This is a genomic window from Halobacteriovorax sp. XZX-3 (genome assembly GCF_043196495.1).
Taxonomy (GTDB): Bacteria; Bdellovibrionota; Bacteriovoracia; order Bacteriovoracales; family Bacteriovoracaceae; genus Halobacteriovorax_A.
Map to the genome: position 1 here is coordinate 1,949,529 of NZ_JBEBMO010000001.1, position 21,493 is coordinate 1,971,021.

Consider the following 21,493-nt stretch of genomic DNA (forward strand, 5'->3'; position numbering starts at 1 on the left):
TATATGATATTAAATAAATTTAAGTACTGTGTCTAATTTTCTTGCTTTATAGAAGGTTTTTGTTTGAAGAATATAAAATTATTTTATTTCATTTTTGTTTATCTTGTTGTTTTGTGGTGTGTTAATTTTTTCTTGTTGCCGATTTTGTTTCCAGGATTTTATATAGGTGGCGTACCTGAGTTTGCACAAGATACTTTAAAGTTTCATGAGTTAGCATGTGGAGCAACTAATAGCTATGTAGTTAATACTAATATTGTAATTTTTATTATTCATCACTTTAATAATTTATTTAACTTATGCAATGTTTATATAAGTGGAATATTTGGGATTCTTTTAGTTTGGTTCTCAAGTGTTTTACTGTTAACGCCACTTTCTAGATCAGTACGAAAGAGATATGTAATTGCATTTTTATTGATTATCAGTTTGCCATCAACAATAAATTGGTACATGTTTATAAATAAAGAAGTCTTTATTCTGTTAGGGTTTTCTTTTCTATTTAATTTCTTTTTTGGATTTACAAAACGTAGTGCAATTTACCAGGGTAGTCTTTTGATTATAGGTGTTGGATTGGTTTTGATTACTAAGTTTTATTATTTTCATTATCTCTTTTTCTTTTTAGGTATCACAAGTTTTTTGGCACTAGTAGAAGGAAATTCATTGTTATTAAAAAAATCCTTGATTGCTTTATTGGTTGTTATTCTTGGTTCGGCTTATGGTAGAGAAGTTGGTGTATATGATCGAGGTGATATTGTAACAAATAAAAGTTATGAATATGAATTAGTCTATAATGAAAGTAACTTTAATACTTTCACAAGTAAGCCATTAAGAGCTAGGAGCTATTATTTAGCAAATCAAAATGGAACAAGTGATATTGATCGGGATGTATTTTTTTCATCATATTTAGATGTTGTATCTTATTTGCCTAGATTGTTTTACTTGTCTTTTTTTTATCCATTACCAACGTTAAGTGGCTCAATTAAAGATCTGATTATTGGTATTCAGACATTTATTGTAGGCTTAGGGGTTTACGGTTCGTTTATTTTTTGTTTAAAAAGAAAACGCTTTTCTCAATATCTGTATCCTTTGTACGTAATAATTGGTGTGATTTGTATAAGTATTCCCAATATTGGATCTTATTATAGATATCGAGATCCATTTCTTTTTTTTATTCTCTTATTTGGATTTACTGAGATACAGTTGCTTTTCAGCAAATTGAAGGGGGATCATTATGAAAAATGAAAAAGTGATATTGGCTGCCTCTGACACATGGTACTTAGCAAACTTTAGATTTGATTTAATTGTAAACTTAATGAGTCTTTATGATGAAGTTATACTTGTTACAGGTTTTGACGGCTACGAAAAAAAACTACTTAAAAAATTTAATAATCTAAAATTAATTAATTCAAACCTAGACAGAAAATCTACGGGGATTTTAAAGAATCTATTTCTTATATTCACCTATATTAAAATATATATTAAAGAGAAGCCAGATGTAGTTATTAACTTTACTATTAAGCCTAATGTCTTTTCTGCGCTAGTCTGTATTTTATTAAGAATTCCTTTTGTGAATAATGTTACAGGCCTCGGAACAGTATTTATAAAAGGTGGTGTTCTTCAAAAATTTGTTGTTATTTTATATAGATTTCTTTTTCCATTTGCGAAGAAGGTTATCTTTCAAAATCAAGATGATTTGAACTTAATTAGAAGCCTTAATGTCCCTTATCAAAACTTTATGCTGATAGAAGGGAGTGGCGTAAATACAGAAGTTTTTAAACCGAGTATCAATATAGAAGATAGGATTTATGACTTTGTATTTATAGGAAGAATTCTTAAAGATAAGGGGGTTGTTGAATATATAGATGCTATGAAAAAGCTTCTGACAATTAACTCACAATTGAAAGTATTAATTATTGGTGATTTAGATTCTAGTAACAAGACTGGACTTAGCGAAGAAGAGTTAAAAATTTTGTTAGATAAATCGGAGATTCAATATTTAGGTAAGAGTAATGATATTCCAGATGTTTTAAATAATACAAAATTTATGGTTTTGCCTTCGTATCGTGAAGGGCTTTCAAAAGTTTTAATTGAAGCGGCAAGTATGGGATGTGTTATTTTAACAAGTGATGTACCGGGCTGCAGGCAGGTAGTTGATTCAAATGGGTTTTTGTTTCGCGAAAGAGATAGTAGTTCTTTATACGATATAGCTTTAAGGGCAATGAAAATTGAAAACTCAGAATTGATTGAGCTATCACAAAACAGCCGCTTATTAGCGACTAATCGATTTTCAACAGATATTATTAATCAAAAAATAATTAGCTTATTGCAAAATTAATTGTCTTTTTTTTTACCCTTGAAAATACAATAAGATTGATTATAGAAAAAGTTAATACGAATAATAACGGTACAGTTATCTTACCTGTATATCTATTAAGTACTAGTGATATTATTATACAAATTGAGTTAATTACAAATAAACAAAGAGCTGCTTGTATATGGCTAAAGTTAGCATCAAGTAAGATATGATGAAGGTGATTCTTATCAGGACTAAGAGGGCTTCTTTTTTCTTTTATTCTTATAAAGAATACTCTTAAGGTATCTAAAATTGGTATAAAGAAAATACTAACTGCCATTGCAGGTGCAGAACGCAATTGAAATTGGAGTTCTTTTGTCGTGTGATTTAAGTTAATAAACTTAATGATAAGAAAAGTTAAAGTTAATCCCAGTAAGAGTGAACCTGTGTCACCCATAAATATTTTTGCAGGAGTTTTGTTGTAAATTAAAAATGCAATTACTGAGCCGATGATGGCCAGTGATAATCCTGCATAAATTGTAAAGCCATTTATTATGAACCAAGTAGATAGGAATAGCGCAGAGGATATTGAAATCAATCCTGCCAGCCAGTTAATACCATCGATAAGATTAAATGCATTAACAAGACCTACTATCGTGATGATTGAAAAAATATATGATTGTGGCTCAGTAAGCTCGTAAACACCTAGGGTTCCATAGAAATTAGTAATTCTTGCACCTGAAAGACTTATTAAGATTAAGGCACATGCAATCTGAATAATTAACTTGTTCTTCGCAGAGAGAACAAAAATATCATCTTTTAACCCTAGGAAAAAAATTATTAATTGAGTTACGAGAATATACTGTAAGCCAGCAAAAAGATTATTAGGTGTTAGCAAGAGTATACTAAACACGATACCAAGAAATATTCCGATACCGCCTAGGTTAGGGATACTCCTGTCATGAGAAGATCTTTCACAAGGATTAGCATATATTGTTGCATGATTTGCAAACTTTATTAATATGGGCATCGTCATGTATGAGACAATGAAAGATATAAAGAAAACTAAAATGTAATAAATCATTATATTCCTAGATTTTTTGTACTAGTTTAAATCATAAAATATATTTAATCTATGATGAAATGAGTTTAATATTAGTTGTAGTGAAATGTAGTATTATTAAGTTTTGAATTCTTAATTAAGTATAGATAATCATTGATATTTTTAATAGGGCTGAAAAACTTAGTTCGATTCTCTTTGTTCACATTAAGTATATGAACTAGCTTTCGATTAGACTTTCTAGCTAATCGATCCGAGTTCAAGAGCACCGAACCCATCGCACCCTCTAGTTGTACAAACTCACCCTTCTGATTCTTAATCAAATCAGGAAGTGCTATTTTATAATCTTTAACCGCATTAAAATTAATGAGTACTAAATTTGTATTAAAAAAAGCGTCATCATCTTCTTCGCGAAGACCCAGTTTTTCAAAGTAATCTAATTGCCCAGCTTGTTCAGCTTGGGCCTTTTCAATAATTGTAAGATAGGTTTTATCGCCCTCTGTCTTAAGCGCAATTTGACCACCCTTCATATCTCTTTCTGTTTTAGTCGTTGTAACCATAACAACTGGAATATTTTCTGTGAGCATCCAATTAACGATGGCACGATCTGGAGTAGAACTAAGATCTTCTCCATTTCCAATGCAGGCAACAATATTTTCGCCTTCAGGACGAGGACCTTTAAAGACTTCATAACCAAAAATACCGTGGCCAGCAGGGGCAAGGCGTTCAATTGAAAGCTTGCCATCTTTAATTGTTGGAAGCTTTTGTTGAATGACTGAGTCTAGACGTGAGAATTTATCATTTAGAAGATGTTCATACTTCTTCCACATTTCATCCAGGATTGGTTTTACTTCATTATTAACAAGGTCCTGAAGAACCACTTTTCTAAATGAACTTGTTTTCTTTGATGCTTGAATAATTTGAGCTTCTGCTAAGCTAATTGCTCCAAACTCTTCAGTCTCAATATAGAGGTCAGTAGATTTTGAACCAGGTGTTGAACGGCCATACTTTTTTAAGTAGTCCGAACGATCAAGGCTTGAGCCAAGCCCACCATGCATCTTTCTTAGCCAAAGGGTACAGTCAACGACTTCCTTTGTAGAATAGCGTTGTTTGATGTCTTCATATGAATGAAATGGAAGTTCTTCTCGAAGAAGTTTTCTTGGAGCTATCGCAGTAGGGTAGACTCCTGTGTCATTTTCTGGGGTAGCAATTATAAGCTGTTCAGCTTTCGCGTTTAATTGAGAAAGCAAACCTTCGAAATACTCAAGTTCAATTGGATTTTTGATAAATTCTTTTAAATTCATAGGACCAAATAATAACAGAAGCTAGTTAAGAAATGAAATAAATATAGTTAATATACCTTTACTAATTTTGTGCACAAGATTTAACATCAATATATGAACTATCTTATATTTAGCAGTATTATCTTTACGACATTAGGAATTTTCTTTTCACCATCAGTACTGGGAATTGGGGATATCTTATTATTAATCCCCCTTGTTTTTTCAATTTTTTGGGCAAGAAAGAATAAAGTAAAATTACCTTTGCCTAATATTTTCTTATTAGTGACATTTGCTATTGCTGTAATAATCGCTTTCATTGTTATTGATGATAAGATTATAGCACTAAAGTCGATTAAAAAAGCACGCTACTTCTTGATAGGAGGCTTAAGTTACCTTCCATTTATGTACTTTTTTAAGGAAGGTAAAGGCTTACTTGAGAAGGCCAGAAAATATTATTTACCATTTGTATTAGTCTGCTTCACGTTGTCAATTGGATATGGAATATATCAAGCTATAATTCAACACGGCTTTGTGATCTCCAAATTATTAAGTATAAGATTGGCTGCGGCTGTCGATATTACTAAATTTGCATATATAAGTTCATTTTTAACTAGCTTACTTACTTCTCTTTTATTAATAGGAAACTTGGATAAGCGTAATAGATTTTGTGGTATTTTAGTTGCTTGTCTAGGTGTATTTGGCGTGTTGGCAGCAAAAACGCGAGGTGCACTCCTATCACTTCTTATAAGTTTAAGCTCAACGATATATTTCAAAAGTAAGAAGCTGGCTCTAGTTCTCTTTTGCTCTTTCTTTGTCTTAATCGGAATTATGTTCGCTCTTCAAGGCTCTAAGTATGAAAAGTCATTTCGTATGGTGACTCTAATGAATAAGTCTACACAGCATCGAATTGCACTATATGAAGCAGGACTTGCAGTATTTAAAGAGCGACCACTAACTGGCTTTGGCTATGGACAATCAATTAATGAAATTGGAAGAGTTGCAAAAGAAAATAAGATAGAAAATCTTTTCTATGTATTAAGAACACATCATACCTTTTTAGATGTAGCTGCAGATATTGGAGTATTTGGCTTACTTGCGTTCTCTGGTTGGTTCTTTTCATGGACATATATAACTTTAACAAGTACATCAGTTTTTACAAAGTCAACACTAGCTCTTGTTGTAAATGCTTTTATTTGTGCTCAGTTCGATGTTTTTAATCAGACGAACTTATTTGCTTTTATACTATTAGTTTTTAACTTAAGTATTGTGACTCATAATTTAGAAAAAGAAAAAGCGAGTAAAAATGCATAACATAATCATCGATTTAGAAAGACTTAAGGATTTTCACTCTGGCCTTGGGCAATTCTCGCATCATTTATATAAGAATATTTCTTCTATGACTAAAGCGAGCTATCTGATTGATCGCTCTAGCGCTGATTTGTTTTCAAAGGATGACACTCTTTTTTATACAAACCCGTTACAAAAACTTGGGTTGTTTCTGCCGAAAGCTAAGGTGTGGCATTCGACTCATCAGGATTCCTCATATTTTCCTTATAGTAAGAAACAGAAGACGATCTTAACTGTTCATGATTTAAATTACATTCATCAAAGAGCTCACCGAAAAAATAAGGTAGAGTCTTACATTAAGTATATTGAAAAAAAATTGAAGTATACGGACGTTCTGACTTTTATTTCTGAAAGTACTAAGAAAGATTTTGAAAAGTATTTTGATATATCGAATATTGAAAATCATATAATTTACAATGGGCTTACACTTGATTTAAGTTCTGAGCCGAAGAAGCCTGATTTCAATTTTGAAGGTGATTTTTTATTCACGATTTCTAAGCTTCTCCCTAAGAAGAATATTCACGCTATCTATCCACTAATCGAAGCTAATCCAGATTTAAAACTTATTATCGCAGGTGATAATTCAACTGGGTACGCTAGTGAGTTAGTTGAAAGAGCAAAAGAGCTAGGTATCTCTGATCGTGTATTTCTAATCGGAAAGGTTTCAGAAGGTGAAAAATGTTGGTTATATGAGAATTGCAAGGCCTTTTTTATGACAAGCCTTCTTGAGGGATTTGGCCTTCCTGTTCTTGAAGCTCAGTATTTTAATAAACCAGTTTTTATAAGTAATAAGACTTCTCTTCCAGAAATTGGTGGTGATGCAGCTATTGCTTTTGAATCATTCGATGCTGATTCGATGCAGAATTTATACAAGTCTACAATGGAGACGTTTGACGCTAGTACTTGGGAAGCCAAGTGTAGAGAGAACTTGAATAGATTTTCTTGGGAATTAAGCGCACAAAAGTATATCGAATTATATAAGTAAGAAAAAATATTCAGTTTAATGCATAATTTTTATTCCTTGGAGTGCATATACAAACTTCATATTTAAGTTTTATGCACACAAGTGAATATTTTGTGGATAATGCTTAGATATATGCACTTAAGTACATATTAGATTGAAGGCCGTGATTTATATTCACTAGAGTGAATACTTGAGTGCTTCGATATGCATTGTAAGGAATAGTCGCACAAAATTTGATTCATGTTATAATTATAAGAAATCAATATCTGTTTTACGGATGAAACAGGGAGAAACTTAATGAGTTATGACAACTTAAACCTCGAGTTTTTTGAGTATGCCAAGACGGCCATCAAACAAAACGATTACTATGACATTGACCTAAAGGCCTTAAGAAAATCACTCGGTTTGAAACAAACTGATCTTATTGGTATTGATCAGCCGGATGTTTCAAAAATTGAAAGTCGTCTTGATTTAAAATTATCGACTTTAAATAAGTATGCCAAGGCGTGTGGGCTTGAGATGGAGATCGTATTTAAGGCTAAAAACTCTGGAAAATTGGTGCAATAAACGATATCTTGAATCCTCATAAATTATGGAGAAATCAGTGAATCAACTGCCTTGGAACAAGTCGTTAATTATCATTCCTACTTATAATGAAATCATGAATATCGAGCGCATGATCGATACTATCTTTGAAAAATACCCAGAGGTATCTCTACTTATTATTGAAGATGGCTCACCAGATGGAACGGCCGATATCGTGAAGAAGAAAATGGAAACAAATTCAAATCTTCACATCATTGAAAGAAAAGGAAAGCTTGGTCTAGGAACTGCATATATCACAGGGTTTAAGTGGGCCCTTGAAAGAGAGTACGATTTTGTCTTTGAAATGGACTGTGATTTTTCTCATGATCCAGATTCAGTAAAAGATCTTTTAGCTGCTGCTCAAGAAAATGATCTTGTCATCGGTTCACGCTATATTGATGGAATTAGAATTATCAATTGGCCGTTTAGAAGACTATTACTATCATACTGTGCTTCAATTTATACGAGATTCATGACAGGTATTCCTGTTCAAGATACGACTGGTGGATTTAAGTGTTTTACACGAAAAGCTCTATCATCTCTGAATCTAGATGGAATAATTTCTAATGGATATATCTTTCAACTAGAGCTTAATTATAAGGTTTGGGCAAAAGGTCTTTCAGTAAAAGAAGTTCCAATCATTTTCTATGAACGTCGTGATGGACAATCAAAGATGGGTGGCGGAATTATTTTTGAAGCTTTCTTTAACGTTATTAATTTAAGACTTAGAAAGATTTTTGGTATTTTATAATTAAATGAAACACTTCTATTATATAAAAAATGCTTTTAAATTTCTGATTCCAAAATGCTGGTATCAAAGCAAAGCACGTAAAATCTTAAGTGCTTATGAGCAAACGCCAGATCAATATATTGAAGATCGAGTCAGCTATTATAATAAGTTAAAAGATCCATTTAAGTTAGAACTCGAAAATGAAAATACAAATAGAAGACATATTCCTCACGCATTAAAAATTAAAGATTTTAAAAAAGTAGATGGAACAACATACTACTTTGATATTCTTGAGATCATTAGAAACTTCTCTGGCAATTATATGTTTCGTTATGAAGCAGGTGATGTCATTGAAGCACCAACAATTCCAACTATCGTAAAGAGTAGGCCTGTTGTCGACAATGAGAACTCTGTTGTTTTAAAACTTAATAAAGTGAGGCACTTTAATTTCATACAAGACAAAATCTCATTTGAAGAGAAGCTTGATAAAGTTGTATGGCGTGGAACTAATACAATGCCACATCGAGATATTGTCATTAAGCAGTTCTACGATCATCCACTATGCGATATCGGACAAACAGCACCTAAAAAAGATGTTGCTTGGCTTAAAGATTTTCTAAGTATTGAAGATCAACTTCATTATAAATTCATACTATGTATGGAAGGTAATGATGTTGCTACAAATTTAAAGTGGGCCATGTCTTCTAACTCTCTTTGCATTATGTCGAAACCTAAATATGAAACTTGGTTCATGGAAGGTAGATTAGTGGCCGGCAAGCACTATGTTGAAGTGAAAGATGACTACTCTGATCTACCAGAGAAAATCGAATATTATTTAGCACATCCAGAAGAAGCAAAGCTAATCACTAAAAATGCAAATGAGTGGGTAGAGCAGTTTAAGGATGAGGATAGAGAATTTCTAATCTCACTTTTAGTTGCAAAAAAATACTTCTCATTACAGTAAATTCAGTAAGATACTCCATTATTAGTAATTATTTTATAGTTGTCCTATCATAATTACAGCTACTTACAGTATCAGTTATTCCAATTTGAAATAAATCATTCCACTTTCGAAAAAATCGAGAAATTTCACTTATGAAATTTTATTTATGTCCCATCAAATACTTAACAATAAGTTTTATTAATAGTTTTTACAGTGTTCATAAATTCTATTGGATTCTGTTGTATGAAGAACTACTAAACAACATTGGGATTAATAGAGAGAGGAGAGCAGAATGGACAAGGTTTTTTTAGAAAGACCTTCGGTTAACGAAGTTTTGCGGGACAAGATCAGAAAATACAAAAAAGAGCACTCCCGCTTAAGTAGCAATCAAATTGCTAGAAGGCTTGGACTTCCACCTTCAACATTTCATCGACTAGAAATGGGTGATGTTAAAAACCCTGGACTCGATATTTGTGTCACAGTCCTTAACGGCCTGTGCTCAAAGAAAGAGACAGCTGAGTTTGTACGTGAGTACTTCCCGGAAGTGCATGAAAGTTTGTATGGGCATTTTTATGAAGTTCAAACTCAGAACACAATTACTGGTAATGAAATACAATATTTCAAAGATGAATCTACTTATAAGATGATGATTAAAGCATCAACTTATTATGGGTTAAGCGAGAATGAGGTGCTTCAAGAGTATGGTAGACATGGTCATAAAATATTTATGAAGTTAGCAGCTGATGGCGTTTTGAAAAACAGAGATGGTAGATTTTATCATTCAGACGAACTTCAACGTATAGATACTGAAGCTACATTATCTTTAACTAACTTAGTTTATAGTGAAATGCTAACGGAAGTTAGAGTACACGGTGACCCTCTAGCTAGTAAAGCAGACATCTGTTATCAGTCTGTTGACGCTAGTAAAGTAAAAGACGAGCTAAAACAGCTTGCATCTGAGTTTTCCTACAACGTTAGAAAAATTATGTTATCACCGGACAATCGTGGCGAAGATGTATTCTTTGTCAGTAGTTTAGTCAGAAAGATAAATTAGGAGTAAATATGAAATATATAATTATAATTTTCGCAATGTTTTCAGTATATGCAAGTGGTGGAGTTATTGGTGGTACCGATACCTTGGCTCCTGCTGGTAAATCTGGCGTAATAGGTGATGTTGATACATTGAGGATATTACCTAGTGTTATTGATATTCAAGATACTAATTCTTTTAGTAAGGATAAATTAATTAGTACTTTAATGAAGACTGGTGACTTTGATTTTGACTCTGTAAATGATCGATGGATATTGAAAACGAGAGATCGAATTCTAAGTGTAAATAGTATTGAGTTAATAGAAAAGTATAATATTAAGCAAGATGAAGTTACAATTACAAAGGATAATATTTTAAATAACTACAAAAGAAGTATTCCAAAGAGGCTTTTAGAAAGACAGCTAAAGAGAAATGTTAAATTTAAGAACTATATAATTAATGATTTTGAATATTAAATTGAAAGGGAGCTTGAAAGCTCCCTTTATTATTTGCATCTAATATTTTTATCTACTGCAAAAAAGTTATTAGTATCACCTATATATAAATATTTTGATACTATGTTAATCTGACCAGGTAAGATATTAACATTTCTCGTAGTCGAAATATTTTGTTCAATAGTTGTTAGCTTATCGATATCACCTAAAGCTATATAATATTCACGATCTAAATAAACTCTGTCTTCACTTAAATCAAGATTAAGTAAGTGTACTTTGTCTTTAGGAATATATGTTTGAAAATCTTCTATACTTAAAGTTGTTTCTTCATTTAATTCTAAAATATTGTTATTCAAATTTAACTTTGATATTGAATCTGGCAGTATCTTATTTATACCTTTTTTAATACAAATAGTTTCTAGTTTAAATGTTAATGGATTATTATTATCGAAATGTATTTCCTGTATTGTTTCATCAGTTTCGAATAATGGATATTCGAATAAGATCATTGAAAAAATTGAAACACTTGAATCCAGAGGCAGCTCTAGTGATATTTGGTCAATTTTAGATAAGATATCAATCTCTTTCAGCTCACCCTCAAGACTAATTCCTTCATACAACGCAATCTCTTCATGTTTCTTAGTTAAAAAACCAATGATATTTCCATCTTGAGAAATTAGTGAACCGTCTTTTACACCATCACAGTTTTTGATATTTAAGAGTTGTGATTCATTATCTAATGAATTGGCATAGGCGAGTGAAGCGTAAGTGATTTCACAGCTTTGTTTTGTGAGAGCTCCATACTTATCAAAAGCTAGAACTTCTACAAAGTTGTTATCTGAGTTTGGAATAGATATAGATGCCGAGTTTTTAATTTCTTTGGCCGTCGTAAGTTTAAGAACCTTGTCATTGAATTCGTTTGAAAGCTCTTCTTCTACTGATTCAACTTTTACTATATCGCCATCAGTTGTTTGTATGTGAAAAGTCTCATTTGTGTCGGCACAGTTTTGAGAGATCAATACTTCTGTTTCTGACTTTATAATTCCTGGGCAAGTTACTGATTTATCAAGTGTTTTAACCGCTACAATGCCTTCTGGACAATCCTGTCCTTCACAGAAATTGTTAAGCTTTGCATTTAAAATGACCTTATCTGAATCATTAACAACTGGCCCAACTGGAGATTGAGTTGGAGTGTTGGACTTGATAATTTTTTGCGTATCTTTCGAACACGAGGCCATAGAGAAGGCAAAAATTAAGATTAGTGGTGCGATTAACTTGTTCATAAAACTAATTTATCTAATATTTGAGAATTAGTGTTTGTTAGTGAAATTTATTTATAGGGTGTAAAGAAGTAGAACACGTAGTAAGTACCCGATTTTATGAGTATTTGTGTGTCGTTCGGGCCTATAGGTCCATTAGTGTCAAAAGTACCAACGTGCTGAATTTATGAGTGCGACTTATGGCCAGATATGTTATGAAAAGGCATGGAAAATCAGGCTTCTAGAGATATTGCTTATATGCAAATGGCGCTTAATCTTGCGAAATTGGGTGAAGGAACAACTTCTCCAAATCCAATGGTAGGTGCTGTCATTGTTAAAGACGGAATTGTACTTGGAAAGGGTTGGCATAAAAAGGCCGGGCTTCCACATGCAGAGCCTGAAGCAATTGCTGATGTAGCCGAAGAACAAAAGGGCGAACTTAAGGGTGCCACAATTTATGTAACTCTTGAGCCTTGTTGCCATACAAATAAAAGAACACCTCCATGTGCACACGAACTTTTAAAGCATGGATTTGCTCGTGTTGTGGTTGCTTGTCTTGATCCAAATCCTCAGGTTGCAGGAAATGGAATCAAGATTTTGGAAGCTGCGGGGATTGAATGTGAAGTAGGCGTTCTTGAACAAGAGTCGATGGAGCTTAATCGCGTTTTCTTTAAATCAATGAAAAGTAATCTTCCTTTTGTTCACCTTAAACTTGCACAAACTCTTGATGGAAAGCTTTCTACAATGACCGGGGACTCAAAATGGATTACTGATGAGTCTGCACGAAAGATGGTGCATTCTTTTAGAAAAAGATACGACGGGGTTATGGTTGGACGTAAAACTCTTAATAACGATGATCCAAGTTTAAATATTCGTTTTGGTTTAGATGATAGTGGAAAGATTCCTTATCGAATTGTGATGGGTTCAATTTCTAAAATGGATCCTCTTTCAAAAGTATTCAATGATCAATACACAAAGAAGACTATCATTGTAACAACTGGAGCAGATTACCAATCAGCACCAGATGATGTTGTTAAATTCTTTACTGAAAAACAGATTCGAATTGTTTTTGCGAAATGTGAAAGAAATGAAATTGTTATTGAAGATGCACTGGCACAACTAAAAGCAATTGGTGTTCATTCGATTCTTGTTGAAGGTGGTGGGATGCTCGCTTCGACTATTTTGAAGAAGCAACTTGCAGATAAGATGACAATTTTTGTAGCGCCTAAAATTTTAGGAAATGGCATAGGTTATTACGATGAACAACTTGATTCGATGGCCGATGCTTTAAATTTTAAAAACGTTGAAGTTAAAAATATAGGATCTCAAGCAATGTTTGAGATTGATACGAGGTCATAGTGTTTACTGGACTAGTTAAAGAAATTGGAAAAGTTGTAAGTGTACGCTCAAATGCTGAGGGGAAACTTATAGAAGTTAGCTGTAAAGAGCTTCTTCCAGAAATTGAAATTGATGATTCAGTTGCAATTAATGGCGCCTGCCAAACTGCTGTTAAAGTTACTGATTCTACATTTGTTGTGCAAACAGTACATACTAGTTTGGAGAAAACGACACTTGGAAATTTAAGATCTGGTGATGAAGTAAATCTCGAGCTTGCGCTACGTGCAAGTGATCGACTAGGTGGACACATTGTTCAAGGTCACGTTAATGACGTTGGTCAAATTGTTCAAATTCAAAGTCGCGGTAACAACTATCTGGTGACAATTAAAGTTAACTCAAAGCAAATGAAATATATTGTGAAAGAAGGTTCAATAACAATTGATGGAATTTCACTGACTGTAGCGGATGTATTTAAGGCCGACTCGTCATTTCAACTATCAATCATTCCACATACTTGGCAGAACACAGTTCTAAGAAACCGCAGTGTTCAGAGTTTGGTGAATATTGAAGTGGATATCCTGGGAAAATATATAGAAAACTTGCTTTTTAACGGTGCTAGACGTAGTAATGGGGCAAGCACACAAAATTTGGAGTCATTTCTAAATGATTAAATTTGATAAAATTGAAGAGGCCATTGAAGATATTCGTCTTGGGAAGATGGTAATTGTAATTGATGATGAAGACCGTGAAAATGAAGGAGACTTTGTTATGGCGGCTGACCGAATTACTCCTGAGGCCATTAATTTTATGGCGACAGTTGGTCGCGGATTAATTTGTGCTCCAATTACAAAAGAGCGTGCAGATGAATTAGATCTTCCACTAATGGTGAAAGAAAACGACTCTGTTCATCACACAGCATTCACTGTTTCAATTGATGCTGCAAATGGTGGTACTGGTATTTCATGCCAAGATCGTGCATTAACGATTTCACTACTTGCTAATAAAAATTCGACGGCCGATAGTTTTATGAGACCAGGTCACATCTTTCCACTTATTGCAAAATCTGGTGGTGTTTTAGAAAGAGATGGTCACACTGAAGCTGCTGTAGATATGGCCAGAATTGCTGGTTGTTACCCTGCAGGTGTGATTTGTGAAATCATGAGTGCTGATGGAACTATGGCAAAAGCTCCTGAGCTTTCTAAGATTGCTGAGGAACATGGTTTAAAATTTGTAACAATTAAAGACTTAATTAAATATAGAAAAGAAGCACTTGGTGAAAGTGCCGATAATTTGGGAGAAACACATGCCTAGAAATCTAGAAGGTAACTTAAATGCATCTGGAAAGAAATTTGCTGTAGTAGCAGGACGTTTTAACGAACTAATTACAAGCAAACTATTAGGTGGTGCAATTGATTGCATTAAAAGACATGATGGAAACATTGATGAAATGGATATTGCTTGGGTACCAGGTGCCTTTGAAATTCCTTTAATTGCTCAAAAACTTGCTGCTTCGAAAAAATACGATGCTGTAATCACACTTGGTGCAGTTATTCGTGGATCAACTCCACACTTTGATTTTGTTTCTAATGAAGTTGCTAAAGGTATTTCAAAAGTATCTCTTGAAACAGGTGTTCCAGTTACATTTGGTGTTTTAACTGTTGATACAATTGAGCAAGCAATTGAAAGAGCAGGAACTAAAGCTGGAAATAAAGGTTGGGAAGCTGCAATGTCTGCAATTGAGATGGCGACACTTCTTAAATCAATCGACTAATTAAATTTGAAAATATAGTAAAAGAAAAGGCCACTCGACAGTGGCCTTTTTTATTGGAAAAAAACGAAAAAGATACAAACTCTATCGGTGTGTGGTGATGAGCTTATGGGCCTAAGTTATAGACTATCATCACCAATGTCAGGTTAATAAATATAAATAAAAATCTAATTAAAAGATCGAATGATAAAGAAAAATTGAAGCTGCACTTGCTGCATTTAAGTGTGCAACGTAATTTGTTATCGGAATAAATAGCTTCTTATCACAAGCGTCAATTACTTCACGATCCATACCATTGCCCTCATTTCCAATAATTAAAGCAACTTTTTGTGGATACTTATAGTCAGTAATCGATAAGGCACCTTCTTCGTTGGCCGTAGCACAAACTGCATAGCCAAGTTTTTGAAGTAAAGAAATGTCATCAATTAAGTTAAGTGACTTACATATATTAGCTTCAAATGCATTTCCCATTGAAACTCTGATACAACGTCTTAGATAAGGAGATGCACTTTTTGCATCATAGATAATGTTATCAAAACCAAAGGCCATCGCTGCCCTCGTCATCGTTCCTACATTTTCTGGAGAAGTTACTCCATTGAAGATGAGTATACGATCACCAAGCTCATTAATTTTTTTAAGTCCATTTGTTTTAACTTTAGCAAGAATTCCATGATGAAGTTTAAAGCCTGTAATCTCCTCTAAATCATTCTTGTCTTTTATTAGAACGTGCTTGCAGTTGTTATCAATCAACACCTTATTTGAATCATAAAATTCTTGAGTTGCTATAATTTTTTCAACTTCATGATTTGATCGTAGTGCTTTACACACAACTTTTTCTGTTTCAGCGATACAATAATCTTCTTTAATTAGATTCTTATCTTTTAAATTATAGAATTCTTCAAAACCATTTATCACTTCAGAATTTCCTTTAAAAATTTACCCGTATGAGAAGCTTTAATTTTTGCAATCTCTTCTGGTGTTCCTGTTCCAACAATTGTTCCACCTCGATGACCACCTTCAGGTCCTAGATCAATTATTTGATCTGCTACTTTTAGTACATCTAAGTTATGTTCAATGATAAGAACAGAATTATCACTTTCTACAAGTTCATTGATTGCTTTCATTAATACTTTAATATCTTCAAAGTGAAGACCAGTAGTAGGCTCATCAAGAACATAAAGCGTGTGGCCTTTTGTCGATTTTGCTAATTCTCTAGCTAACTTAAGCCTTTGTGCTTCTCCACCTGAAAGTGTGGTTGCTGGTTGACCTAATGTCATATAACCAAGACCTACATCATTCATCGTCTTTAGAATTTTTCCAAGCCTACGATGATTTTTGAAGAATTCATATCCTTCTTCAATCGTCATCTCTAGAATATCGGCGATAGACTTACCTTTATAAAGAACTGAAAGTGTTTCATTATTATAACGACGTCCATTACATTCATTACAAGTTACATAGACATCAGGAAGAAAGTGCATTTCAATTTTCTGTGTTCCATTTCCTTCACATTCTTCACAACGGCCACCTTTAACATTAAAACTAAAACGTCCTTGCTTATAACCGCGGATTTGCGACTCGTTTGTTGCTGCAAATAGCTTTCTTACATCATCAAAGAGACCTGAATATGTAGCCGGATTTGAGTGAGGAGTACGCCCAATAGGTGATTGATCTAATTCAATTACAGATTTAATTTTATCGAGTCCTGTAATTGATTTATAGTTTGCTTTCTCATAAATTGAGCGATTGATTCGAGTTAGTTTACTCTTAACTGCTGGAATTAAAACTTCGTGCACAAGAGTTGATTTACCTGAACCAGAAACTCCGCTGATACAAACAAGTCCACCTAGAGGGAAGTCGACATCAACCTTTTTGAGGTTATTGTGTTCAGCTCCGCGAAGTTTAATAAACTCGTTAAGTTTGCGACGCTCTTTTGGAACTTCAATTTTTACTTTATGATTTAAATAGTCTGCAGTCAGAGATTTCTTCTTTAAGAAGTCCTTAGTTGTTGCATGTGCAACAATTTCTCCACCGTGAACACCTGCACCTGGTCCCATATCAATAATATAATCACTAGCTTTCATTGTATCTTCATCATGTTCAACGACAAGAACAGTATTACCGAGATCACGTAGCTCTTTAAGTGTATGAATAAGCCTTACGTTGTCTCTTTGGTGAAGACCAATGCTTGGCTCATCTAGAACATAGAGAACGCCAGAAAGAGCTGAACCAATCTGAGTAGCTAGGCGAATACGTTGTGATTCTCCACCACTTAGTGTTCCTGCCGAGCGATTAAGTGTTAAATAGTCCAGGCCAACATCATTAAGAAATTTTAAGCGTGATGTGATTTCAACGAGAAGCTTAGCACCAATTTTTTCTTTAATGCCTTCTAGTTTTAAATTATCGAAATATTGATAAGTTTCACTTAAAGGTACTTCACATAATTCAATAATATTCTTTTCCCCAACTTTAGTACTTAGAGCAATAGTGTTAAGGCGGCGACCTTTACACTCTGAACATTTTTGAACACGCATGCTTTTTTCAAGCTCTGAGCGTACTCGCTCAGAAGTAGACTCTTGATACTTCTTATCTAGCCAGTTGATAAGACCAGGGAATGGTTTGGAAAATTCAAAAACTGAATTTTCTGACTTAAATTTATATGTATAAACCTTATTAGTACCTTCAGTAAGAATTTTAAAAATCTTCTTTGGCATTTTTGACAGAGGAAGCTTTAAATCAAAACCTTCTTCTTTAAGCATGCACTCTACCATTTTATGAAGAAAATTATTCTTCTTCGTAAGAAGAGGGATCGCCCCCTTTAAAACCGGGAGTGAGTCATCAAAGATAATTTCACTTAGAACAAATTCTTTTGATTCACCTAGGCCATTACATTTTCCACAAGCTCCAACAGGTGAGTTGAAAGAGAATAGCCTTGGCTCTAGATCAGGAAATACTTCTCCGGTTACATGAGACATATTGATTTCAGAGTATGTGTGGTATTCATCATCAATCATGACGTGAATAATTCCATTTCCTAGCTTTAGTCCTAACTCAACTGAATCAGTTAAGCGTTTTTCTATATCTGCTTTAACTAAGATTCGATCAATAACGACAAGAATTTCATCAGATGCTTTTAATGATTTGATTTCACTACTATCAAGTAACATGATTTCATCATTTACAATAAATCGTGAAAATCCCATTGAAAGATACTTGGCCATTTGCTGCTCAAGTGCTTTTTTGGTTTCATCTGTTATTTCAACTGTAATATGTAATTTTGTCTTTTCAGGTAAATCCATTAGGTCTCTAGTAATCTGACCCGGCGTATAGCTAATAACTTTTTCACCATTGTTTGGATCGTAAAGATCACCTACTCTCGCAAAGAGTACTCTCATATAATCGTAAACTTCAGTAATTGTTCCAACAGTTGATCTTGGGTTTTTACTTGTGGTCTTTTGGTCAATGGCAATGGCCGGTGAGAGACCAGTTATTGATTCAACATCCGGAGCTTGTTGTTGACCTAAAAATTGTCTGGCATACGAAGAGAGTGATTCAATATAGCGTCTTTGTCCCTCAGCATAGATTGTATCAAAGGCCAGTGAACTCTTTCCTGAACCAGAAGGACCTGTAATGACAGTTAATTGATTTTTAGGAATATTGATAGTGACGTCTTTCAAATTGTGAACACGTGCTTTTACAACTTTAATTTCATTATTCATTTTTTAATAACCTTTAATGCTAACTTTAAAACATAATAGCAGCCCATATAATTGGCGCTATCCTTTCCAAAGAGATCAAATGCCGTACCGTGATCAACACTTAGGCGAAGGTAGGGCATTCCCAGAGTGATATTTGCTCCCTTAGATTTAAACATCGTTTTAAATGGCGCTAATCCCTGGTCATGGTACATGTAGACGTAAAGCTTATCGCTTGCAAAACTATCATTTAGAAAGAGTCCATCAGCAGGAAGTGGGCCAATAATTCTCTCACTCAGATCAAGATCTTTAATAGCTTTAACAATTTCTTTTTCTTCTGTTCCTAGTATCCCACCTTCACCAGCATGTGGATTAATACCAGAAATAATGACATCGTTTAAATGTCCGAAATATTTTTTGTAATTATCAACACAGATTTTAATTTTACTGTGAATAAGCTCATGATTTATTTTTGTTGCGACTTCTCTAAGCGGTATATGATCCGTAATTAATAAAACATTTGCATCATATGACTTAAAGAACATCACGAGATTTTCGTTTTGATATCTTTTACGAAAGTATTCTGTATGTCCTGAAACAGGTTTGCCATCAAAGAAAAGTTCATTCTTAGTTGTAGGCATTGTTACGAGAATGTCATTTGGTCCACATCGGTCACAAGCCTGTTCTAGTGCGTTGTGAGAATAGGGTTTTTGAACAAGTGTATATTTTAATTCGGATGGTAGATCGTTTTTGAATTCATCACCAACAAAGAGGTGAAATTCTTCCTGCTGACTTGATGAAAGAAGGCTCCAAGCTTTTAAAAAAACTTCAAGTCCTATTCCTCTTTCATGGCCAGCAGTAACATAGATCATTTTCTTTTATAATGTTTTTACGTAGTGATTAGCTTTTTCACGCTCAAACCACATTTGTGTAACTTCTTTCGCTTTTGATTCATATAGAAGCGCTCTAATTCTATTCTTTGCATTTTGAAATAGAGAAGATTCAACAACGTCGCGTGTTTTTACATAGAAAATATGTGTTTCACCCATCATATTGATTGGTTGTGTGAATTGCCCTTCTTGTGTCTTATTAAGAAGCTTTTGTAAGTCTGCAGTTAAACCATCTGCTGTGATATCTCCAAGTGTTGAAGTCTCAATAGATCCATACTTGCTAGGTAGTGGCCCACCTTTTTGAAAAGATTCCATTGTCTTCTTAAAAATTGCATAGTCTTTCTTTGTTACGATTGATTCATCAATAGAGAAGTCAACTAATGTGTATCGGTATGAAACAGTTTTATTGTTTACATTTTCTTTAAAGAATTCATTTTTAATTTCTTGTTCACTTACAGAAATTAATGGAATGATAACAACTGAATTAAAGTGATTGAATTCAATGGCCTCTTTGTTTAGTTCGAAGAACTCTTCAAAATTCGTATTAGACTTTTTTAGAAATGCGATTAGATCGTTACGACTAAGACCTAGTCTTTGCTCTTTTCTTTTAATTTCTTTCTCTACTGTTGCATCTGAAATTACATAACCTTGTTCTGCGAGAGTAGAGCGAATAATAAATTTTCTAATGATAAGATCAGCAACTTCCTTGTCTGTATACTTCATTTCTTTCTTATAAATGAAAGGAGAAATATTCTGACGAATTGGAAGCGATTTCTTAACACGTTCGATCATCGACTTTGTGATGACATGTTCATCAACAACGGCCGTAATTTTATCTAATAATTTTGTATTTTTTGCTTGTAGATTTAATGTTGAAAAAAGTAGGGCCAAAAAAAGAAAAAGCCTCATGAACACCTCTTATTACTGTTCTTATATGTGCGATATATAGAACAATAATTTATCGTGCCCATGAGGCTTGTGCAAATTATTTAATCTTATTTACTTTAGATTTTTGTCTAAAATTTTAATATTGGCTTTTTTACGTAAGCCTGCGAAATAATCTTCGATAATTTTATCGCGCTTCCTGTCATAAACAAACTTTTTGTAAGCGCCAAGATTGATATCTTCATACTTTTTCACACCAAGTACCTTGATTACATGATAACCAAGTTGTGTGCGTACTGGACGAGTGATAAATCCGTCTTTCTTACCCTTGATGGCCGCAAAATACTCAGGTGCCATAAAGAAAGCTGGTTGATATCCTACATCTCCACCAGTGTGAGCATTTGGTGATTGTGAGAATTTGTTTGCAAGTTCAGCAAATTTAGATGGCTCTTGAGTAACTTGTTCATGAATTTCGAAAATCTTCTTTTGAGCAGCATTAATCTCATTTTCTGAAGGAGCAACTCTAACTCTTAGTAAGATATGAGCTGTACGGTACTCTGGGAATTCACTATAGAATCTCTTTACATCTGCATCAGTTACCTTAATTTTCTGGAATTCTCCTTCCAGATCTTTTGAAACTTGTGCATTGAATATTACTTCTTCAAGCTTTCTTACAACAATTGGATCTTGATCTAACTTTGCTTTCTTTGCTTTTTCCACACCTAATTTTTTATTAATAAGGTCTGTAAGCACTTTCTTCATTGTTACAGGATCATCAGAAACAACATACTTATTTAATAAGTAAGCTTGATCTAACTCTTCTTTTGTAATTTTCTGACCATTAACTTCTGCTACAACTTTTTTTGGTGCAGCTTCTAGTCCTAGTGCAAGTAGTAAAACTAAAATGATTTTACCGTACATATAGATATCCTTTTCAAATTATCGAAATCAAATTCTTAAACTATATCTAA

The 21,493-nt window shown here is 33.6% G+C and carries 20 protein-coding genes and 1 pseudogene; 13 read left to right on the forward strand and 8 right to left on the reverse strand.

Annotated features, from left to right (window positions below; all coding sequences use genetic code 11):
- The first annotated feature begins 63 nt into the window (after positions 1–63).
- Both ABMA70_RS09385 and ABMA70_RS09390 read left to right on the forward strand, forming a co-directional pair.
- On the forward strand, positions 64–1,239 hold the full coding sequence (locus tag ABMA70_RS09385; protein ID WP_392993951.1) for a hypothetical protein: 1,176 nt from the start codon (positions 64–66) through the stop codon (positions 1,237–1,239).
- Positions 1,229–2,332, forward strand: coding sequence for a glycosyltransferase family 4 protein (locus ABMA70_RS09390; protein WP_392993948.1), 1,104 nt, complete (start codon positions 1,229–1,231; stop codon positions 2,330–2,332). The genes ABMA70_RS09385 and ABMA70_RS09390 overlap by 11 nt, the downstream gene beginning before the upstream one ends.
- Here the strand turns inward: ABMA70_RS09390 and ABMA70_RS09395 are convergent.
- Both ABMA70_RS09395 and ABMA70_RS09400 read right to left on the reverse strand, forming a co-directional pair.
- Positions 2,313–3,374: a glycosyltransferase family 4 protein gene (locus ABMA70_RS09395; protein ID WP_392993945.1), complete on the reverse strand. Its 1,062-nt coding sequence runs from the start codon at positions 3,372–3,374 to the stop codon at positions 2,313–2,315. The genes ABMA70_RS09390 and ABMA70_RS09395 overlap by 20 nt on opposite strands.
- A gap of 71 nt (positions 3,375–3,445) precedes the next feature.
- Positions 3,446–4,654, reverse strand: a complete 1,209-nt coding sequence (locus ABMA70_RS09400; protein ID WP_392993942.1) for a UTP--glucose-1-phosphate uridylyltransferase — start codon at positions 4,652–4,654, stop codon at positions 3,446–3,448.
- A gap of 93 nt (positions 4,655–4,747) precedes the next feature.
- On the opposite strand from ABMA70_RS09400, the gene ABMA70_RS09405 reads away from it, so the two are divergent.
- The 7 genes from ABMA70_RS09405 to ABMA70_RS09435 all read left to right on the forward strand — a co-directional run bounded on the left by ABMA70_RS09405 (position 4,748) and on the right by ABMA70_RS09435 (position 10,708).
- A complete protein-coding gene (locus ABMA70_RS09405) occupies positions 4,748–5,944 on the forward strand; it encodes an O-antigen ligase family protein (RefSeq protein ID WP_392993939.1) in 1,197 nt (398 codons plus the stop codon).
- The gene (locus ABMA70_RS09410; protein WP_392993936.1) at positions 5,937–6,965 is read left to right on the forward strand and encodes a glycosyltransferase family 4 protein; all 1,029 of its coding nucleotides are present in this window, start codon (positions 5,937–5,939) and stop codon (positions 6,963–6,965) included. The genes ABMA70_RS09405 and ABMA70_RS09410 overlap by 8 nt, the downstream gene beginning before the upstream one ends.
- Positions 6,966–7,241: 276 nt before the next feature.
- Positions 7,242–7,511 carry a helix-turn-helix domain-containing protein gene (locus ABMA70_RS09415; protein ID WP_392993933.1) on the forward strand — a complete coding sequence of 90 codons (270 nt, stop codon included), beginning with the start codon at positions 7,242–7,244 and terminating at the stop codon, positions 7,509–7,511.
- A 46-nt stretch (positions 7,512–7,557) separates the two neighbouring features.
- On the forward strand, positions 7,558–8,280 hold the full coding sequence (locus ABMA70_RS09420; RefSeq protein ID WP_392994144.1) for a polyprenol monophosphomannose synthase: 723 nt from the start codon (positions 7,558–7,560) through the stop codon (positions 8,278–8,280).
- Between the two features lie 4 nt (positions 8,281–8,284).
- Complete coding sequence (locus ABMA70_RS09425) at positions 8,285–9,223, forward strand: glycosyl transferase family 90 (protein WP_392993930.1); 939 nt, start codon at positions 8,285–8,287, stop codon at positions 9,221–9,223.
- 271 nt (positions 9,224–9,494) lie between these two features.
- Positions 9,495–10,256, forward strand: a complete 762-nt coding sequence (locus ABMA70_RS09430; RefSeq protein ID WP_392993927.1) for a hypothetical protein — start codon at positions 9,495–9,497, stop codon at positions 10,254–10,256.
- A gap of 8 nt (positions 10,257–10,264) precedes the next feature.
- Positions 10,265–10,708: a hypothetical protein gene (locus ABMA70_RS09435; RefSeq protein WP_392993925.1), complete on the forward strand. Its 444-nt coding sequence runs from the start codon at positions 10,265–10,267 to the stop codon at positions 10,706–10,708.
- 29 nt (positions 10,709–10,737) lie between these two features.
- Here ABMA70_RS09435 and ABMA70_RS09440 read toward each other — a convergent pair whose 3' ends face one another.
- Entirely contained in the window at positions 10,738–11,970 is a 1,233-nt protein-coding gene (locus ABMA70_RS09440; protein ID WP_392993922.1) for a hypothetical protein, read from the reverse strand.
- A gap of 201 nt (positions 11,971–12,171) precedes the next feature.
- Between ABMA70_RS09440 and ribD the strand changes: the two genes are divergently transcribed.
- From ribD to ribE, 4 genes and pseudogenes are all read left to right on the forward strand, one after another.
- Positions 12,172–13,305: a bifunctional diaminohydroxyphosphoribosylaminopyrimidine deaminase/5-amino-6-(5-phosphoribosylamino)uracil reductase RibD gene (ribD, locus tag ABMA70_RS09445; RefSeq protein WP_392993919.1), complete on the forward strand. Its 1,134-nt coding sequence runs from the start codon at positions 12,172–12,174 to the stop codon at positions 13,303–13,305.
- Positions 13,305–13,955: a riboflavin synthase gene (locus ABMA70_RS09450; RefSeq protein ID WP_158246913.1), complete on the forward strand. Its 651-nt coding sequence runs from the start codon at positions 13,305–13,307 to the stop codon at positions 13,953–13,955. The genes ribD and ABMA70_RS09450 overlap by 1 nt, the downstream gene beginning before the upstream one ends.
- Positions 13,948–14,547, forward strand: a pseudogene (ribB, locus tag ABMA70_RS09455) (3,4-dihydroxy-2-butanone-4-phosphate synthase); the annotation flags it as partial. The gene ABMA70_RS09450 and the pseudogene ribB, both read left to right, overlap by 8 nt.
- Before the next feature lie 40 nt (positions 14,548–14,587).
- Positions 14,588–15,055 (forward strand): 6,7-dimethyl-8-ribityllumazine synthase, encoded by a 468-nt coding sequence (gene ribE, locus ABMA70_RS09460; protein ID WP_103218567.1) that lies wholly within the window; start codon positions 14,588–14,590, stop codon positions 15,053–15,055.
- A 168-nt stretch (positions 15,056–15,223) separates the two neighbouring features.
- Here ribE and ABMA70_RS09465 read toward each other — a convergent pair whose 3' ends face one another.
- The 5 genes from ABMA70_RS09465 to ABMA70_RS09485 form a co-directional block, all read right to left on the reverse strand.
- Positions 15,224–15,967, reverse strand: coding sequence for a TrmH family RNA methyltransferase (locus ABMA70_RS09465; protein WP_392993915.1), 744 nt, complete (start codon positions 15,965–15,967; stop codon positions 15,224–15,226).
- Positions 15,964–18,771, reverse strand: a complete 2,808-nt coding sequence (uvrA, locus tag ABMA70_RS09470) for an excinuclease ABC subunit UvrA (protein WP_392993912.1) — start codon at positions 18,769–18,771, stop codon at positions 15,964–15,966. The genes ABMA70_RS09465 and uvrA overlap by 4 nt, the downstream gene beginning before the upstream one ends.
- Positions 18,768–19,619 carry a PdxA family protein gene (locus tag ABMA70_RS09475; protein ID WP_392993910.1) on the reverse strand — a complete coding sequence of 284 codons (852 nt, stop codon included), beginning with the start codon at positions 19,617–19,619 and terminating at the stop codon, positions 18,768–18,770. Before ABMA70_RS09475 ends, uvrA begins: the two co-directional genes overlap by 4 nt.
- A gap of 6 nt (positions 19,620–19,625) precedes the next feature.
- On the reverse strand, positions 19,626–20,546 hold the full coding sequence (locus tag ABMA70_RS09480; RefSeq protein WP_392993907.1) for a hypothetical protein: 921 nt from the start codon (positions 20,544–20,546) through the stop codon (positions 19,626–19,628).
- Between the two features lie 90 nt (positions 20,547–20,636).
- Positions 20,637–21,443, reverse strand: coding sequence for a peptidylprolyl isomerase (locus ABMA70_RS09485; RefSeq protein WP_103218562.1), 807 nt, complete (start codon positions 21,441–21,443; stop codon positions 20,637–20,639).
- Between the last annotated feature and the right edge of the window lie 50 nt (positions 21,444–21,493).

What these genes read in the sequence shown, in the direction of transcription:
- ABMA70_RS09390 (WP_392993948.1), top strand. Translation starts at nt 1,229, where the DNA reads ATGAAAAATGAAAAAGTGATATTGGCTGCCTCTGACACATGGTACTTA.
- ABMA70_RS09395 (WP_392993945.1), bottom strand. Translation starts at nt 3,374, where the DNA reads ATGATTTATTACATTTTAGTTTTCTTTATATCTTTCATTGTCTCATAC.
- ABMA70_RS09400 (WP_392993942.1), bottom strand. Translation starts at nt 4,654, where the DNA reads ATGAATTTAAAAGAATTTATCAAAAATCCAATTGAACTTGAGTATTTC.
- ABMA70_RS09405 (WP_392993939.1), top strand. Translation starts at nt 4,748, where the DNA reads ATGAACTATCTTATATTTAGCAGTATTATCTTTACGACATTAGGAATT.
- ABMA70_RS09410 (WP_392993936.1), top strand. Translation starts at nt 5,937, where the DNA reads ATGCATAACATAATCATCGATTTAGAAAGACTTAAGGATTTTCACTCT.
- ABMA70_RS09415 (WP_392993933.1), top strand. Translation starts at nt 7,242, where the DNA reads ATGAGTTATGACAACTTAAACCTCGAGTTTTTTGAGTATGCCAAGACG.
- ABMA70_RS09425 (WP_392993930.1), top strand. Translation starts at nt 8,285, where the DNA reads ATGAAACACTTCTATTATATAAAAAATGCTTTTAAATTTCTGATTCCA.
- ABMA70_RS09430 (WP_392993927.1), top strand. Translation starts at nt 9,495, where the DNA reads ATGGACAAGGTTTTTTTAGAAAGACCTTCGGTTAACGAAGTTTTGCGG.
- ABMA70_RS09435 (WP_392993925.1), top strand. Translation starts at nt 10,265, where the DNA reads ATGAAATATATAATTATAATTTTCGCAATGTTTTCAGTATATGCAAGT.
- ABMA70_RS09440 (WP_392993922.1), bottom strand. Translation starts at nt 11,970, where the DNA reads ATGAACAAGTTAATCGCACCACTAATCTTAATTTTTGCCTTCTCTATG.
- ribD (WP_392993919.1), top strand. Translation starts at nt 12,172, where the DNA reads ATGGAAAATCAGGCTTCTAGAGATATTGCTTATATGCAAATGGCGCTT.
- ribE (WP_103218567.1), top strand. Translation starts at nt 14,588, where the DNA reads ATGCCTAGAAATCTAGAAGGTAACTTAAATGCATCTGGAAAGAAATTT.
- uvrA (WP_392993912.1), bottom strand. Translation starts at nt 18,771, where the DNA reads ATGAATAATGAAATTAAAGTTGTAAAAGCACGTGTTCACAATTTGAAA.
- ABMA70_RS09475 (WP_392993910.1), bottom strand. Translation starts at nt 19,619, where the DNA reads ATGATCTATGTTACTGCTGGCCATGAAAGAGGAATAGGACTTGAAGTT.
- ABMA70_RS09480 (WP_392993907.1), bottom strand. Translation starts at nt 20,546, where the DNA reads ATGAGGCTTTTTCTTTTTTTGGCCCTACTTTTTTCAACATTAAATCTA.
- ABMA70_RS09485 (WP_103218562.1), bottom strand. Translation starts at nt 21,443, where the DNA reads ATGTACGGTAAAATCATTTTAGTTTTACTACTTGCACTAGGACTAGAA.